Source organism: Luteimonas sp. MC1828 (assembly GCF_016461615.1).
In the GTDB taxonomy this organism is placed as follows: Bacteria; Pseudomonadota; Gammaproteobacteria; order Xanthomonadales; family Xanthomonadaceae; genus Luteimonas.
The window spans coordinates 805,382-818,642 of record NZ_JAEMNY010000001.1; the positions used below are offsets into that span (position 1 = coordinate 805,382).

The following is a 13,261-nucleotide window of genomic DNA, read 5'->3' on the forward strand; positions in this document are numbered from 1 at the left end:
CATGGGCGGATCCGATCGCAAGCAGGCGCCGCCCTCCCCCGACCCGCGCCCGGGCAAGAACCCGGGCTACGCCGAACCGCAGCCGCGTGATCGCACCGATGCGGGCCGCGGTGCAAAGCCTCGCCCGGACCCCGAAGACGGCGGCCTGGCACCCGACCGCGAAAACGACCCCGCGCCCGGCGGCGACTGAGTCCCCGCCGCACTGATCCGCCGCCGGTCGCCTGCGGGCGGCCGTGCGTCGCTGCGCGCCTTGCCGCGACGCGATGGACCGGGCAGCTTGGACGCGTAGTCCAGTCGCGCCACGCGGCCCAGACAACCCCTCGGCCGCGTCCCGCGCGTTGGCATGCATGCCGGACATCAGCCGGTGCATCCGAGGGAGGTGGTCCATGGTCCTGCATCCCGTTATCCACGGTCGCGACGCCGCACGCCCCGATCCTGTCCGTATCGCGGGCATCAGCGGCACCCTGCTGCTGAACTCGGCGGCGTTCCTGCTGCTGCTGGCGCCGATGACCCGGACGCTCGAGGTGCCTCGCGCCGAGGCGCCGCCGGTCGTGGTGCTGGTCCCCGACCGGCCGAAGCCGCCTGATCCGCCGCCGGTCGAAGTGGCGGTGGTGCGCCCGCAGCCCACCGCCCCCGCGCCAACATTCGCCCCGCGCATCGAGGCGCCCGCCATGCCGCCGGCAATAGTGGTGGAACACGGCAGCGTCGCGGTGGATCCGGAGCCTATGGCCGAATCCGCCGCCGCCGGCAGCGTGCTGCCGGCACACGGCCCGGTCACCGGCATGCGCCTCGAGTACGGCGAGGCGAGTGCTCCGCCCTACCCGCGCGATGCGCTGCGCGATGGCGCCGAAGGTACGGTGATGCTGCAGGTCCTGGTGGGGGTCGACGGTCGGCCGCTGGAGGTCACGATCCACGCCGGCAGCGGCCATCGCCGGCTCGACGAGGCCGCGCGCCGCCACGTGCTGCGCCACTGGCGCTTCCGTCCGGCGCTGCGCGGTGGCGAGCCGGTGCAGGCGCTGGGCCTGGTGCCGATCGAGTTCGTCCTCGACCGCGGCTGAGCCCCACCGCGCCTAGGCGCGGTGGTAGGGATGGTTGGCGAGCAGCGCGGCCGCACGGTACAGCTGCTCCGCCAGCACCAGGCGCACCAGCATGTGCGGCAGCGTCAGCGGGCCCAGCGACCAGGTTTCGTCGGCGCGGGCCAGCACCTCGTCGGCGTGGCCCTCGGGCCCGCCGACGAGGAAGGCGAGGTCGCGCCCCTGCCCCCGCCAGTGCTCAAGCCGGGTCGCCAGCGCTTCCGAGTCCCAGGCGCGCCCGCGGCTATCCAGCGCCACCACGTGCACGTCCCGCGGCAGCGCGGCGAGCACGCGCTGGCCTTCATCGCTGGTCGCGCGCACCGCATCGCGGCCCTTGCCGCGCAGGCCGGGCGTGATTTCGACAAGTTCCAGCGGCAGCCAGTGCGACAGCCGCTTGCGGTATTCGGCAAAGCCCTCCGACACCCAGCCCGGGGGGCGCTCGCCAACGGCGACCAGGCGCGCTTTCATCGGCTCCGCGCGGCGGCCGCCAACAGGCGGATCAGCCCCGCGTCTGGCGGGGCGCGGCGCCTGCGTCGTGGCCGGCATCGGCGTCGGCGTCGCGGCCCGGCGGCTCGTCGCCCACGGTCCACAGGCGCTCGAGCGCATAGAACTCGCGTACCCGCGGCAGCATCAGGTGCACCACCACGTCGCCCAGGTCGACCAGCACCCACTCGGCCTCACGCTCGCCCTCCACGCCCAGCGGCTGGCAGTCGAGGCGCTTGGCGAAGCGGACCACCTCGTTGGCGATCGCCTTGACGTGCCGCGTGGAGGTGCCGGATGCCACCACCATGTAGTCACAGACGCTGGTCTTGCCGCGGACATCGATCTCCACGACGTCCTGGGCCTTCAGTTCGGCGACCGCCTCGAGCACGGTGGCCAGCAGCACTTCGACTGCGGGGGGCGGGTTGGGCAGACTGGTCTTGATGACTTGGGTGGGGGTGGTCAATGGGGTCGACTCGTTGGCGTGGCGGCGATTATAGCGAAGCGGCGGTCCCGGACCCGGGCCCGCCGACATACAGCCGATGTTGGCGGATATGTGCGGCAACGGCCGCCGGCACCATCGGCGGCCAATCCTCCCCGGCGGCGATGCGGCGCCGCACTTCGGTGGAGGATTCGTCGCGCAGTTCGGGCAAGGCGAGCACGGCGTAGCCACCGGCCGGTGAATCCGCAAGCGCGCTGGCCTCGCGGCGCCGGAACTCGATGCCACGGTGCACCGTGAACGCCAGGCGCTCCACGGTCGCCGCGTCCAGCGGCGCACCCGGGCGCTCCACGGCGAGCACGTGGCCGTGCGCGAACAGCTCCCGCCAGCGGTGCCAGCGGTCGAGCTGCAGCAGCGAATCGCCACCGACCACCCAGGCGATCGGCCGGTGCGGGCCCTGTTCGGCACGGATCAGGCGCAGGGTGTCCACGCTGTACGACGGCCCGTCCCGGCGCAGTTCGCGCCGATCGACCCGCATCCCCGGCTCGCCCGCGATTGCCAGCTCCAGCATCTCCGCGCGCGCCTCGGCGTCGGCGTGCGTGCGCGCCTTGTGCGGCGGATCCGCGGCGGGCAGCAGCACGACTTCGGCGCCAAGCCGGTCGCGCACCGCGCACGCGATGGCCACGTGGCCGAGATGCACCGGGTCGAAGCTGCCGCCGTAGCAGGCCAGCAATGTCACGCCGCGAGCAGCGGCAGCGCGCGCGCGTCGGCGACCGCGAGCAGCAGGCGCTCCAGCACCTGCCAGGCGTCGCCCTCGCCGCGCCCCTTGGCGATGCGGTCGATCCGTCCGGCCACGGCCACGAAGCGCTCCCAGCGCGCCGCCGGATGGCGTGCCAGCGCGCGCTTGTACGCCGCCTGCTTCGCATCCCAGACCCGCTGCACCTTGAATTCCGCGGCCAGGTTGCCGCCACGCGCCTGCACCCGCGCCAGCGCCGCCGCGCGCTGCAGCTCCATCACCACCATGCCCATCAGCGCCGGGACCGCTTCGCCCTCGGCGCGCAGCCCTGCGAGCATGCGCACGGCCTGCGCGCCTTCGCCGTTGAGCGCGGCGTCGACCAGGCGGAACACGTCGAAGCGCGCGGCGTCGGCCACCAGCACCTGCATGCGCGCGGCATCGATCACGCCACCCTCGGCCAGCAGCACCAGCTTGTCGATCTCCTGAGCGGCGGCCAGCAGGTTGCCGTCGACGCGTTCAACCAGCAGCTGCACGGCGTCGCGATCGGCGCGCACGCCGCGCCGCCGCAGCCGGGCCTCGACCCAGCCGTGCAGCTCATGCGGCTTGATCGCCCAGGCCACGGCAATGGAACCGGCACGCGCGACCGCCTCGCTCCACTTGCCGCCGTGCTTGCCACTCCATTCGCCGCCGGTGACCAGCAGGCAGGTATCGGGCGGCGGGTCGGCGCAGTAGGCGGTGATGACCTCGGCGCCCTGCTTGCCCGGCTTGGTGGTGGGCAGGCGCACCTCGATCACGCGCCGTGCCGAGAACAGGCTGGGCGCGCGCAGGCTCGCCTCGAGCCCGTCCCAGTCGATGTCACGACCTTCGACATCGAACACCTCGCGCTCGGCGAAGCCCTCTTCGCGCGCCCGGGCGCGGATCGCATCCGCCGCCTCGAGCACGCGCAGGGTTTCCGGGCCGGCGACCAGGTAGACCGGCGCCAGGGGCGCTCCGGCAAGCCCGGTGGCCAGCTGCTCCGGCGTCAGTTCCCTGGCCATCGCCGCCGATCCAGCCCGCTCAGGGCGTGCCGGCGGCGGGATCGTCGACGGCGGGCGCGACGGCCGGAACCGCGCGGCCGGCTTCGGCTTCGACCGCACGGCTGCGGGTGACCGCATCGATGCGACGCAGCACGGATGACGCCATCTCGCGCTGCAGCTCGCGTGACAGCAGCTCGCGCTCGCTCTCCGAGCCGGTGGAATCCTGGGGCAGCGATACGTAGTCACGCGACAGCTCGATCACCTGCTGCGGCACCAGCATGCCGCCGCTGCCGTCGACCAGCGAGAACACCGCCGCGTAACGCAGCGTGTATTCCTGGGCGCGACCGAACTGGTCGACGCTGAGCGGCTGCGACTCCCACTGTTCGGAGTGGATCCGCAGGACGGAGGCGCCGGGGCTGTCGCCGGTCGGCACTTCGATGCCGGCACGCTCCAGCGAGCGCGACAGCGACTGCGCCAGCGCGCTGTAGGGGTCCTGCGCGGTCACCCGCACCCGGTCCAGGTCCGGCGGCAGCGTGAGCGCGTCGCGAAGGTGGAAACCGCAGGCGGGGAGCGCGAGTACCAGCAGCGCCAGTACGAAGCTACGGAGATGGGAACGGGTCATCGGCGGAGTCTGTACGAGGCGGCCAAGCGCGGCAAGCGGGGACGTCGCGTTCATGAAGCCACCACGTTGACGATCTTGCCGGGCACCACGATCACCTTGCGCACCGACAGCCCTTCCAGCATGCGGGCGACGCCGGGCTCGGCGAGCGCGGTGGCCTCGATGACCTCGCGCGCGGCATCGGCGGCGACTTCGATGGTGCCGCGCAGCTTGCCGTTCACTTGCACCGCGAGGGTCAGCGCGTCGCGCACCAGCGCCGCCGGATCGACGACCGGGAACGCGACGTCCTCCAGCACCGTCTCCGCATGGCCGAGGACCTGCCACAGCGCATGGCAGGCGTGCGGCGTCACCGGATTCAGCAGCAGCACCATCGCCGAGAGCGCCTCGTGGCGCACGGCGCGGCCGCCCGGCGACGCGTCGTCGAACTTCGCTACGTGGTTCATGAACTCCATCAGCGCGGCAATCGCGGTATTGAAGCTGTGGCGGCGGCCGTAGTCGTCGCCGACCTTCTGGATGGTCTCGTGCAGCTGGCGCCGCAGGGTGCGCTGCGCGGCCGTGGGTGGCGACACGTCCCCCGCAGGCAAGGGAAGCGTGTCGGCGTGCTTCTGGACCTCGCGCCAGAAGCGCCGCATGAAGCGCGACATGCCCTCCACGCCGGCCTCGTTCCACTCCAGCGAGAGCGTCGGCGGCGAGGCGAACATCGAGAACAGGCGCACGGTGTCCGCGCCGTACTTGTCGACCATCGACTGCGGATCGACGCCGTTGTTCTTCGACTTCGACATCTTCTCGGTGCCGCCGACGGACACCGGCTGCCCGTCGCTGCGCAGGTGCGCGCCCACCACGCGGCCGCGCTCGTCGCGCTCCACCTCGACATCCGCCGGGTTGATCCAGTCGCGCGCGCCGTTGGCGGCCTCGCGGTAATAGGTGTCGGCGACCACCATGCCCTGGGTCAGCAGGTTGACCGCGGGTTCGTCGCTGTCCACCAGGCCCTGGTCACGCAGCAGCTTGTGGAAGAAGCGGAAATACAGCAGGTGCAGGATGGCGTGCTCGATGCCGCCGATGTACTGGTCGACCGGCGTCCAGTACCTGCCGCGCGCATCCACCATGTCGGCGGCGCCCGGCGAGGTGTAGCGGGCGTAGTACCAGCTCGACTCCATGAAGGTGTCGAAGGTGTCGGTTTCGCGCTCGGCCGGCTGGCCGCACGTCGGGCAGCTGGTGCGGCGCCATTCCGGGTTGGACTTGAGCGGCGACTGCACCGTTCCGGAGGCGAAGGCGGCCTCGACATCCTCCGGCAGCACCACCGGCAGCTGGTCCTCGGGCACCGGCACCGCGCCGCAGGCACCGCAGTAGACCACCGGAATCGGGCAGCCCCAGTAGCGCTGGCGGCTGACGCCCCAGTCGCGCAGGCGGAAGTTGACGCGCTTGCGACCGCTGCCTTCGGCTTCGAAGCGCGCCGCCAGCGCCGCGAAGGCGGCGTCGAAATCCATGCCGTCGTAGTCGCCGGAATTCACCAGCGTGCCGCGCTCGGTGTACGCGCCGCGCTGCTCGATGCCGTCCAGGAAATCGCGGACCATCGCCACCGCGGCCGAGGTGTCCCAGGCGTCGACCGAACCGCCGGCCAGCGCCGCCTGGAACGGATCGGCGTCATGGGCGACGTCGCTGGCCACCTCGCGCAGCGCATCGGCCACGCCCGGCGGCACGATCACCGGATGCACGGGCAGTCCATAGGCCTTGGCGAACTCCCAGTCGCGCTGGTCGTGCGCCGGCACCGCCATCACCGCGCCGGTCCCGTAACCCATCAGCACGAAGTTGGCGACGTAGATCGGCACGTCCTCGCCGGTGACCGGATGGATGGCCCACTGACCGGTGGCCATGCCGCGCTTTTCCTGCGCCTCGAGCTCGACTTCCGACACCCCGCCCTGGCGCAGGTCGGCGAGGAACGCGGCCAGCTCGGGATTGCCCTGCGCGGCCTTCAGCGCCAGCGGGTGCTCGCCGGCGATGCTGATGAAGGTCGCGCCCATCAGCGTGTCCGGGCGCGTGGTGTAGACCACCAGCGGGGCGTCCTCACCGTCCACGTGGAAGGCGATTTCCAGCCCTTCGCTGCGGCCGATCCAGTTGCGCTGCATGGTCTTGACCGGGTCAGGCCAGCCGTCGAGCGTGTCCAGCCCGTCGAGGAGCTCCTGGGCGTAGTCGGTGATGCGCAGGAACCACTGCGGGATCTCGCGTTTCTCCACTACAGCACCCGAGCGCCAGCCGCGGCCGTCGATGACCTGTTCGTTGGCGAGCACGGTCTGGTCGACCGGATCCCAGTTCACCACCGAGTTGCGGCGGTAGGCCAGGCCCTTTTCCATCAGCCGCACGAACATGCGCTGCTCGTGGACGTAGTAGTCGGGATTGCAGGTGGCGAACTCGCGCGACCAGTCGATCGCGTAGCCCAGCGACTTCAGCTGGGTCCGCATGTGGTCGATGTTGGCGTAGGTCCACTTCGCCGGCGCGGTGCGGTTCTTGATCGCCGCGTTTTCGGCAGGCAGGCCGAACGCATCCCAGCCCATCGGCTGCAGCACGTTGTGGCCGGTCATGCGCTTGTGGCGGCTGATCACGTCGCTGATCGTGTAGTTGCGCACGTGGCCCATGTGCAGCGCGCCCGACGGGTACGGCAGCATCGCCAGGCAGTAGAACTTCGGCTTGGCACTGTCCTCGGACACCTCGAACGCGCGCTCCCGCTCCCAGAAGCCCTGCGCCGCCGCCTCGACGGCCTGTGGCTGGTAGCTGGAAGGATCGGGGCTTTCGGAGGTGTTGGACACGTGGCGGGAACCGGTGGGAGGGGGCCCGGAAGCCTACCGCAGCGCACCCCGGGCCGCCATGCGCTTGCCGCTGGCGTACGCGCGGCGATGGCACAATGCCGCAACTCCCGTGCGAGCCCACCCCCGTGCCGCAGGCGTCTGTCTCCAGGCTGCGCCCCTACCGCACACCTGCGTTCGCCCTGGCGCTCGCGCTGCTGGTCGGTGTCTGCCTGGCTACGGTGCTGGGCGTCAGGGGCCTGGTGGAGAGCCGGGACTGGGTGGAACACAGCTACAAGGTGATCGCCGCGCTCGACCAGGTCCAGTCCACGCTCCACGGCGCGGAAGCCGGCGCGCGCGGATACCGCCTTGCCGGGCACCCGGGAATGCTGGCCGAGTACATGGCCAACATGGAGGACAACGAACGCGCGCGCGAAGCGCTGGTCGTCGCTGCCGCGGACAATCCCACGCAACTGGGCCTGGCCAGGCGCATCGACGCCCTGTCGGAGACGCGGATCGCCGAACTGCAGCGGCTGGTCGACATCCAGCAGCGCGACGGCGCGCCTGCGGCCATCCGCGCCATGCGCCCCGCTGAAAGCGTGGCCGCCCACCAGGTGTTCATTGCCACCAGCACTGCATTGCGCGCCGAGGAAACGCGCCTGCTGGAGGAGCGACTCGGCACCAGCCGGCGCAACGCCGTCCTGCTGATCAGCTTCGTGGTGCTCGGGCTGGCGGTGTCGCTGGGGCTGATGATCGCGCTGCTGCGCAGCCTGACCGTCGAAAACAGCCGCAGTCGTCACCTCGAGGCGGAGGCGCGCATGGCCATCGCGCGCACCGAGTGCGCGCAGGCGCGCGCCGAACGTCTCGGCGCTCAGCGCCAGAAGCTGGGTGCCTACGCCGGCATGCTGCAGAGCTGCCAGAACCTCGATGAAGCCATGGAGGCCACGGCGTTCACCCTGCGGCAGCTGGTGCCGTGGCTGGGGGGGCGCTGCTACGTGGCCCGGGCGTCGCGCGATTTCCTGGAGACCGCCGCGCACTTCGGCCAGGAAGCGGTCGCCAGTGGCGACCTGATCGCACCCGGCGACTGCTGGGGCATTCGCCGCGGCCAGCCGCACCACGTCGACGGACACAGCGGCGGGCAGCGCTGCGCCCATCTCGACCACACCGGCAGCCTGGCCGGCGTGTCGTCGCTGTGCGTGCCGCTGGTCGCGCAGGGCGACACCCTGGGCATGCTCCACGTCAACGCCCAGGCCAATGGCAATGAGGACGACAACGACGTCGAGATGGTCACCTCGGTCGGCGAGCAGCTGGCCATGGCGATCGCCAACCTGCGCCTGCGTGAAACGCTGCGCGTGCAGTCGCTGCGCGATCCGCTGACCGGCCTGTTCAACCGCCGCTACCTCGAAGAGAACCTCGCCCGCGAACTGCAGCGCTGCGAGCGCCGCAACCTGCCGCTGTCGCTGCTGATGATCGATGTCGACAACTTCAAGCGCTTCAACGACCAGCATGGCCACGCTGCGGGCGATGCCGTGCTGTCGCACGTCGGTCGCACGCTGGAGGCGCTGGTGCGCGGCGAGGACCTTGCGTGCCGCTATGGCGGCGAGGAATTCACCCTGATCCTGCCCGAGGCGGACGCGGCCACCGCGATCACCCGCGCCGAGACCATCCGCCGCACCGTGGCGATGACCACCCTGCTGCACATGGGCCAGACCCTCGGGCCGGTGACGCTCTCGATCGGCGTGGCCAGCTTTCCGGCCGACGGCGCCACGCCGGAAGTGCTGCTCGGCCTGGCGGACGCATCGCTCTATCGCGCCAAGGCCGAAGGGCGCGACCGCGTGGTGCACGCCACCGCCACCAGCTGAGGCCGCACCGCTATCCGGCTTGCCGCGTGCGTCGATCGCCGGTGACGGCCGTCCAGCCCACCCATGCAAGCCAGGCGAACCACGCGGCGAACGCGATGCGCTGCACCAGCGCCGCCGGCATGGCATCGCCCGCCAGCGAGGCAAACACCAGCACCGCGACCCCAGCCGCTGCATGCAGGGCCGCAGTCGCCCGACGGACGCGCGCGCCAGCCAGCGCCAGCAGTGCCGTCGCGGCCACGAAGGCGATTTCCCAGATGGCCCACGCCGCGCCGTGCAGGCGGCTGCGCGCCTGGTCGGGCGCGTCAAGGTCCAGCGGCAGCAGGCCCTGCGCGACGAACGCGAGCGCCGCCAGCAGCGCCAGGGTCCAGCCGAGGCGCGCGGCAAGCGCTGCGTGCCCGGCCAATGCACCACGCGCACGCAGCGCCAGCATCGCGGCCAGCGCCCCGGGAATGACGAACGCAAGCAAATTGAAGCCCAGTGCGCGCGGCACGCCGGTCGCGCCCAGCACCGCGACCGGATGCAGGTGCTGCGCGAAGCCATCCAGCGCCAGGCCGAATCCGCCGAGCGCCAGCGCGAAGCAGCCCGCCGCGGCAACGCCCGCCCAGCGCCATGCATCGCGCCGCCTTGCATGCGTGTCCAACCTGTTCCGCGCTGTCGCCATGCGCCCATGTGCCTGGTCCGGGGGAGCGGCATCGTCGCCCCGCGCGCTTGCAAACGGCAAGCGCTGGCACAATCTCCTGTCGATCGCCGATTGGATCCCGCCATGTCCCCGCACACCGCTTCGCCCCACGTCTTCGATGCCACCGCCGACAACTTCGAGGCGGAAGTCCTTGAGCGCTCGCTGCGCACGCCGGTCCTGATCGACTTCTGGGCCGAATGGTGCGGCCCGTGCAAGACCGTGGGGCCGATCCTCGAAAAGCTCGCGGCGGACTACAACGGCGCCTTCGTGCTGGCCAAGATCGACGTCGACAGCCAGCAGGAGCTGGCCGGTGCGTTCCAGGTCCGCTCCATCCCCACCATCATCCTGGTCAAGGACGGGCAGCCGGTCGACGGGTTCCCCGGCGCGCTGCCCGAGGGGCAGCTTCGCGAGTTCCTGAAGCAGCACGGCATCGAGCCGGCCGCCGCCGAAGCCGAGGCAGCCGAGGCCGCCCCGCCGCCGCCCGATCCGCATGCCGAGGTCCTGCGCCTGCGACACGCGAGCGAAGCCGCGCCGGCCGATGACGCGCTGAAGCTCGAGCTCGCACTCGCACTGCTCGCCACCGGAGTCACCCAGGAGGCCAGCCAGCTGCTGGACGCCCTGCCCGCCAATCTCGCCACCGACGACCGCGCGGTGCGTGCACGCGCCAGCCTGGACTTCGCCGCGCTGCTGCGCGATGCGCCGTCGGTCGAGGTGCTGGAGATGGCGATTTCCCGTGACCCCGCCGACCTGCGCGCGCGCCACCTGCTCGGCGCGCAGCACATCGTGGCCGGCCGCCACGAAGCGGCGCTGCAGCAGTTCATGGAAATGCTGCGCCGCGACCGCGCCTTCGACGACGGCCTGCCGCGCAAGGCGCTGATCGAGGCGTTCCGCGTCATCGACGATGACGCGCTCGTCGCCCGCTACCGCCGGCAGATGTCGGCGCTGCTGCTGTCCTGACGGCGTGCGCGCGTCCACGCTGCGGTGGGGCATGAACCTGTGGCCGCCGTTCCTGTTCGCCGGGATCCGCATCACCGCGATCTCGGATGACTTCCGCCATGCGCGCGTGCGCATGCGCCAGCACTGGTTCAACCGCAACTACGTCGGCACGCATTTCGGCGGCAGCCTGTTCGCGATGACCGACCCGTTCTGGATGCTGCTGACCATGCGCTCGCTGGGCCGCGGCTACATGGTCTGGGACCAGGCCGCGGAGATCCGCTTCGTGAAGCCCGGCCGCGGCACCGTCGAGGCGAGCTTCGACCTTGGCGACGACGTGCTCGAGGCGATGCGCACGGCGACCGCCGACGGCGGCAAGCACCTGCAGTGGTTCGACACCCGGGTCCACGACGCCGATGGCGACGTGGTGGCCACGGTGCGCAAGCAGGTCTATGTGCGCCGCAAGCAGGCCGCGAACGGAGGCGCCGGGGCGTGACCCGGGTCGCATCGCGCTTCATGCGCGCCTGACACGCAGCCGGTATCCTCGCTGGTGCCACAGGGGGGCCTGATGTCGCAAGCCAATGATCACGGCGTACATGCGCCGATGCCAATGCCGATGCCGGAGATATCCGGCTATCGACTCACGCGCGTGCTCGGCGCGGGCGGCATGTCCACCGTCTACCTCGGGGAGCAGCGCTCGCTGGGCCGCGAGGTGGCGATCAAGGTCATGCTGCCCGACGCGCTGACCGACGAGGTCAGCCGCCGTCGCTTCGAGAACGAAGCGCGCACCGTTGCCCGCCTGGACCACCCCAACATCGTCGGCATCCACGACGTCGGCCGCACCAGCGAAGGCCTGCCCTACTACTCGATGCCGCACATGGCCCACGGCCACCTCGGCCAGCGCGACCTGCGCGGCAAGGAACCGCAGGTGCGAACCATCCTGCAGGCACTGCTGGAGGCGCTCCGCCATGCCCACGCGCGCGGCATCGTGCATCGCGACGTCAAGGCCGAGAACGTCCTGTTCGACGACACCGACCGCCCGCAGCTGGCCGATTTCGGCATCGCCCTGCGCCGCGGCTACGGGTCGCGCGTCACCACCGCGGGGCTGGCCGTGGGCAGTACCGCCTACATGCCTCCCGAGCAGGCGCGCGGTGAGGCGGTGGATGCCCGCGCCGACCTGTACAGCGTCGGCGTGCTGGCCTGGGAGATGCTGGTCGGGTCGCTGCCCTACAACGCACCCGATGCGCTGTCGATGGCGGTCATGCACGTCCAGGACCCGATCCCCCGCCTGCCGCGCGAGCTGCGCCACTGGCAGGGGTTCATCGACCGCGCCCTGTCGAAATCGCCGGATCGGCGCTTCGGCGATGCCGCCCAGATGCTCGCCGCGCTGGACAAGGTGGTCGAGCGCAGCGGGCGCGGACCTGCCGACGTCGGCCATGAGCTGGGCAAGCGCCTGCGCGCCCTGCCCGCCATGGTCTGGCTGGTCGCGGGGCTGGTGGTCGCCGCGGGAATCGGCCTGGCCACGCGCGAGAGTGACGGGCGGCAGGCGTTCTATCGCGCCGCCGGCGGCGACGGCACGGCGTCAGCCACGACGGCGGGCATCGGGTCGCTGTCCACCGGCATCGGCGCCGCGAAGCGGAATGCCATGCCCGGCAACCCCGACGACGCGCTGCTGCGCGCCGCCCCCGAGTCCGACGCAGAAACCTGGCTGGTGGCGGCCGACCGCCAGCTGCGCGAGCGCAAGCTCACCGCGCCCGCCGGCGACAACGCCTATACCAGCGTGCTCAACGCCTGGCAGGCCGACAGCGGCCATCTGAAGATCGCCGAGTCCGCGGATGCACTGATTGCCGCGCTTGGCCGCGAGGCCGAGCGCGAGATCCTCGGCGGCGACGATGCCCGCGCCCGCAGCAGCGTCATGCAGGCGACCCAACTGGCGTCGCGCACCGCGCGTGCCGACGGCGCGGCACTGGCGGCCCTGCGCGAGCGCGCGCGCAAGGCGATCTCGACGCGGGTCGACGCCGCAGCGTCCGAGTACGACCGCACCGCTGCGCTGGCGGCGGTGGAGTCGGGGCGCAGGATGGGCCTGGAGACGCGTGCATTGGCGGCGCTCGACGCGCGCGCGCGCAAGATCCCGCTGCCCGGCGAACGCATCGAAGGCGGGAGCATCGACACCGTCCTGGTGCAGCAGGGCGGCATGCGCCTGGCGGCGATGCGCCGCGCGGTCAGCCGCGCCGACTACACCGCATTTGCGTCCGCGACCGGCCGCGAACCGGCGCGCTGCCGCGAGCGGGCATCGTTGCTGCGCGTGATGGCGCCGCGCAGCTGGCGCAGCCCCGGCTTTGACCAGGGCGCGGGCGACGCCGTGGTCTGCGTGTCCTGGGACGACGCATCCGCGTACGCGAACTGGGCCGGCAAGCGCGACGGCCGTTCATACCGCCTGCCGACGTCGTCGGAGTGGCGCCGCCTGCCCGCGACCGCGAGCGGCCCGCGTGCGGTGGCCGAGTGGAACGTCGATTGCAGCGGCAACTGCGAGTACCGCGTGACCAGCGGCGGCAGCTGGCGCGACGACGCCGGCAACCGGCGCGAGGGCGGCCGCGGCTACGACGACGTCGGGTTCCGCCTCGTCCGCGACCTCTGATCCGCG

General features: G+C 71.8%; 13 protein-coding genes. 6 read left to right on the forward strand and 7 right to left on the reverse strand.

What is annotated here, in order from left to right; genetic code table 11:
• Position 1 precedes the first annotated feature (1 nt).
• Both JHB91_RS03785 and JHB91_RS03790 read left to right on the forward strand, forming a co-directional pair.
• Entirely contained in the window at positions 2–190 is a 189-nt protein-coding gene (locus JHB91_RS03785) for a hypothetical protein (RefSeq protein WP_199471582.1), read from the forward strand.
• Positions 191–386: 196 nt separating this feature from the next.
• Positions 387–1,058, forward strand: a complete 672-nt coding sequence (locus JHB91_RS03790) for an energy transducer TonB (RefSeq protein WP_199372515.1) — start codon at positions 387–389, stop codon at positions 1,056–1,058.
• A gap of 12 nt (positions 1,059–1,070) precedes the next feature.
• On the opposite strand, the gene rlmH is transcribed toward JHB91_RS03790, so the two are convergent.
• From rlmH to leuS, 6 genes are read right to left on the reverse strand one after another with little or no spacing between them, the layout of a single operon-like run.
• On the reverse strand, positions 1,071–1,541 hold the full coding sequence (rlmH, locus tag JHB91_RS03795; protein ID WP_199372514.1) for a 23S rRNA (pseudouridine(1915)-N(3))-methyltransferase RlmH: 471 nt from the start codon (positions 1,539–1,541) through the stop codon (positions 1,071–1,073).
• 31 nt (positions 1,542–1,572) lie between these two features.
• Entirely contained in the window at positions 1,573–2,019 is a 447-nt protein-coding gene (rsfS, locus tag JHB91_RS03800; RefSeq protein WP_199372513.1) for a ribosome silencing factor, read from the reverse strand.
• 28 nt (positions 2,020–2,047) lie between these two features.
• Positions 2,048–2,731, reverse strand: a complete 684-nt coding sequence (nadD, locus tag JHB91_RS03805) for a nicotinate-nucleotide adenylyltransferase (RefSeq protein ID WP_199372512.1) — start codon at positions 2,729–2,731, stop codon at positions 2,048–2,050.
• A complete protein-coding gene (holA, locus tag JHB91_RS03810; protein WP_199372511.1) occupies positions 2,728–3,765 on the reverse strand; it encodes a DNA polymerase III subunit delta in 1,038 nt (345 codons plus the stop codon). Before holA ends, nadD begins: the two co-directional genes overlap by 4 nt.
• Positions 3,766–3,784: 19 nt before the next feature.
• Complete coding sequence (gene lptE, locus JHB91_RS03815) at positions 3,785–4,366, reverse strand: LPS assembly lipoprotein LptE (protein ID WP_199372510.1); 582 nt, start codon at positions 4,364–4,366, stop codon at positions 3,785–3,787.
• Positions 4,367–4,416: 50 nt separating this feature from the next.
• A complete protein-coding gene (gene leuS, locus JHB91_RS03820; protein WP_199471585.1) occupies positions 4,417–7,167 on the reverse strand; it encodes a leucine--tRNA ligase in 2,751 nt (916 codons plus the stop codon).
• 95 nt (positions 7,168–7,262) lie between these two features.
• On the opposite strand from leuS, the gene JHB91_RS03825 reads away from it, so the two are divergent.
• Positions 7,263–9,005, forward strand: a complete 1,743-nt coding sequence (locus JHB91_RS03825) for a diguanylate cyclase (RefSeq protein ID WP_199471588.1) — start codon at positions 7,263–7,265, stop codon at positions 9,003–9,005.
• 10 nt (positions 9,006–9,015) lie between these two features.
• On the opposite strand, the gene JHB91_RS03830 is transcribed toward JHB91_RS03825, so the two are convergent.
• Positions 9,016–9,645, reverse strand: coding sequence for a DUF998 domain-containing protein (locus tag JHB91_RS03830; protein ID WP_233398507.1), 630 nt, complete (start codon positions 9,643–9,645; stop codon positions 9,016–9,018).
• Positions 9,646–9,768: 123 nt separating this feature from the next.
• Between JHB91_RS03830 and trxA the strand changes: the two genes are divergently transcribed.
• The 3 genes from trxA to JHB91_RS03845 all read left to right on the forward strand — a co-directional run bounded on the left by trxA (position 9,769) and on the right by JHB91_RS03845 (position 13,255).
• Positions 9,769–10,641, forward strand: a complete 873-nt coding sequence (gene trxA, locus JHB91_RS03835; protein ID WP_199471594.1) for a thioredoxin — start codon at positions 9,769–9,771, stop codon at positions 10,639–10,641.
• A 4-nt stretch (positions 10,642–10,645) separates the two neighbouring features.
• On the forward strand, positions 10,646–11,113 hold the full coding sequence (locus tag JHB91_RS03840; RefSeq protein WP_199471597.1) for a DUF4442 domain-containing protein: 468 nt from the start codon (positions 10,646–10,648) through the stop codon (positions 11,111–11,113).
• Between the two features lie 72 nt (positions 11,114–11,185).
• Positions 11,186–13,255 (forward strand): bifunctional serine/threonine-protein kinase/formylglycine-generating enzyme family protein, encoded by a 2,070-nt coding sequence (locus JHB91_RS03845; RefSeq protein WP_199471600.1) that lies wholly within the window; start codon positions 11,186–11,188, stop codon positions 13,253–13,255.
• Positions 13,256–13,261 lie beyond the last annotated feature (6 nt).

Coding starts and splice junctions, on each gene's coding strand:
- JHB91_RS03825 (WP_199471588.1), top strand. CDS start 7,263: ATGCCGCAACTCCCGTGCGAGCCCACCCCCGTGCCGCAGGCGTCTGTC.
- JHB91_RS03790 (WP_199372515.1), top strand. CDS start 387: ATGGTCCTGCATCCCGTTATCCACGGTCGCGACGCCGCACGCCCCGAT.
- JHB91_RS03785 (WP_199471582.1), top strand. CDS start 2: ATGGGCGGATCCGATCGCAAGCAGGCGCCGCCCTCCCCCGACCCGCGC.
- holA (WP_199372511.1), bottom strand. CDS start 3,765: ATGGCCAGGGAACTGACGCCGGAGCAGCTGGCCACCGGGCTTGCCGGA.
- lptE (WP_199372510.1), bottom strand. CDS start 4,366: ATGACCCGTTCCCATCTCCGTAGCTTCGTACTGGCGCTGCTGGTACTC.
- trxA (WP_199471594.1), top strand. CDS start 9,769: ATGTCCCCGCACACCGCTTCGCCCCACGTCTTCGATGCCACCGCCGAC.
- rlmH (WP_199372514.1), bottom strand. CDS start 1,541: ATGAAAGCGCGCCTGGTCGCCGTTGGCGAGCGCCCCCCGGGCTGGGTG.
- JHB91_RS03845 (WP_199471600.1), top strand. CDS start 11,186: ATGTCGCAAGCCAATGATCACGGCGTACATGCGCCGATGCCAATGCCG.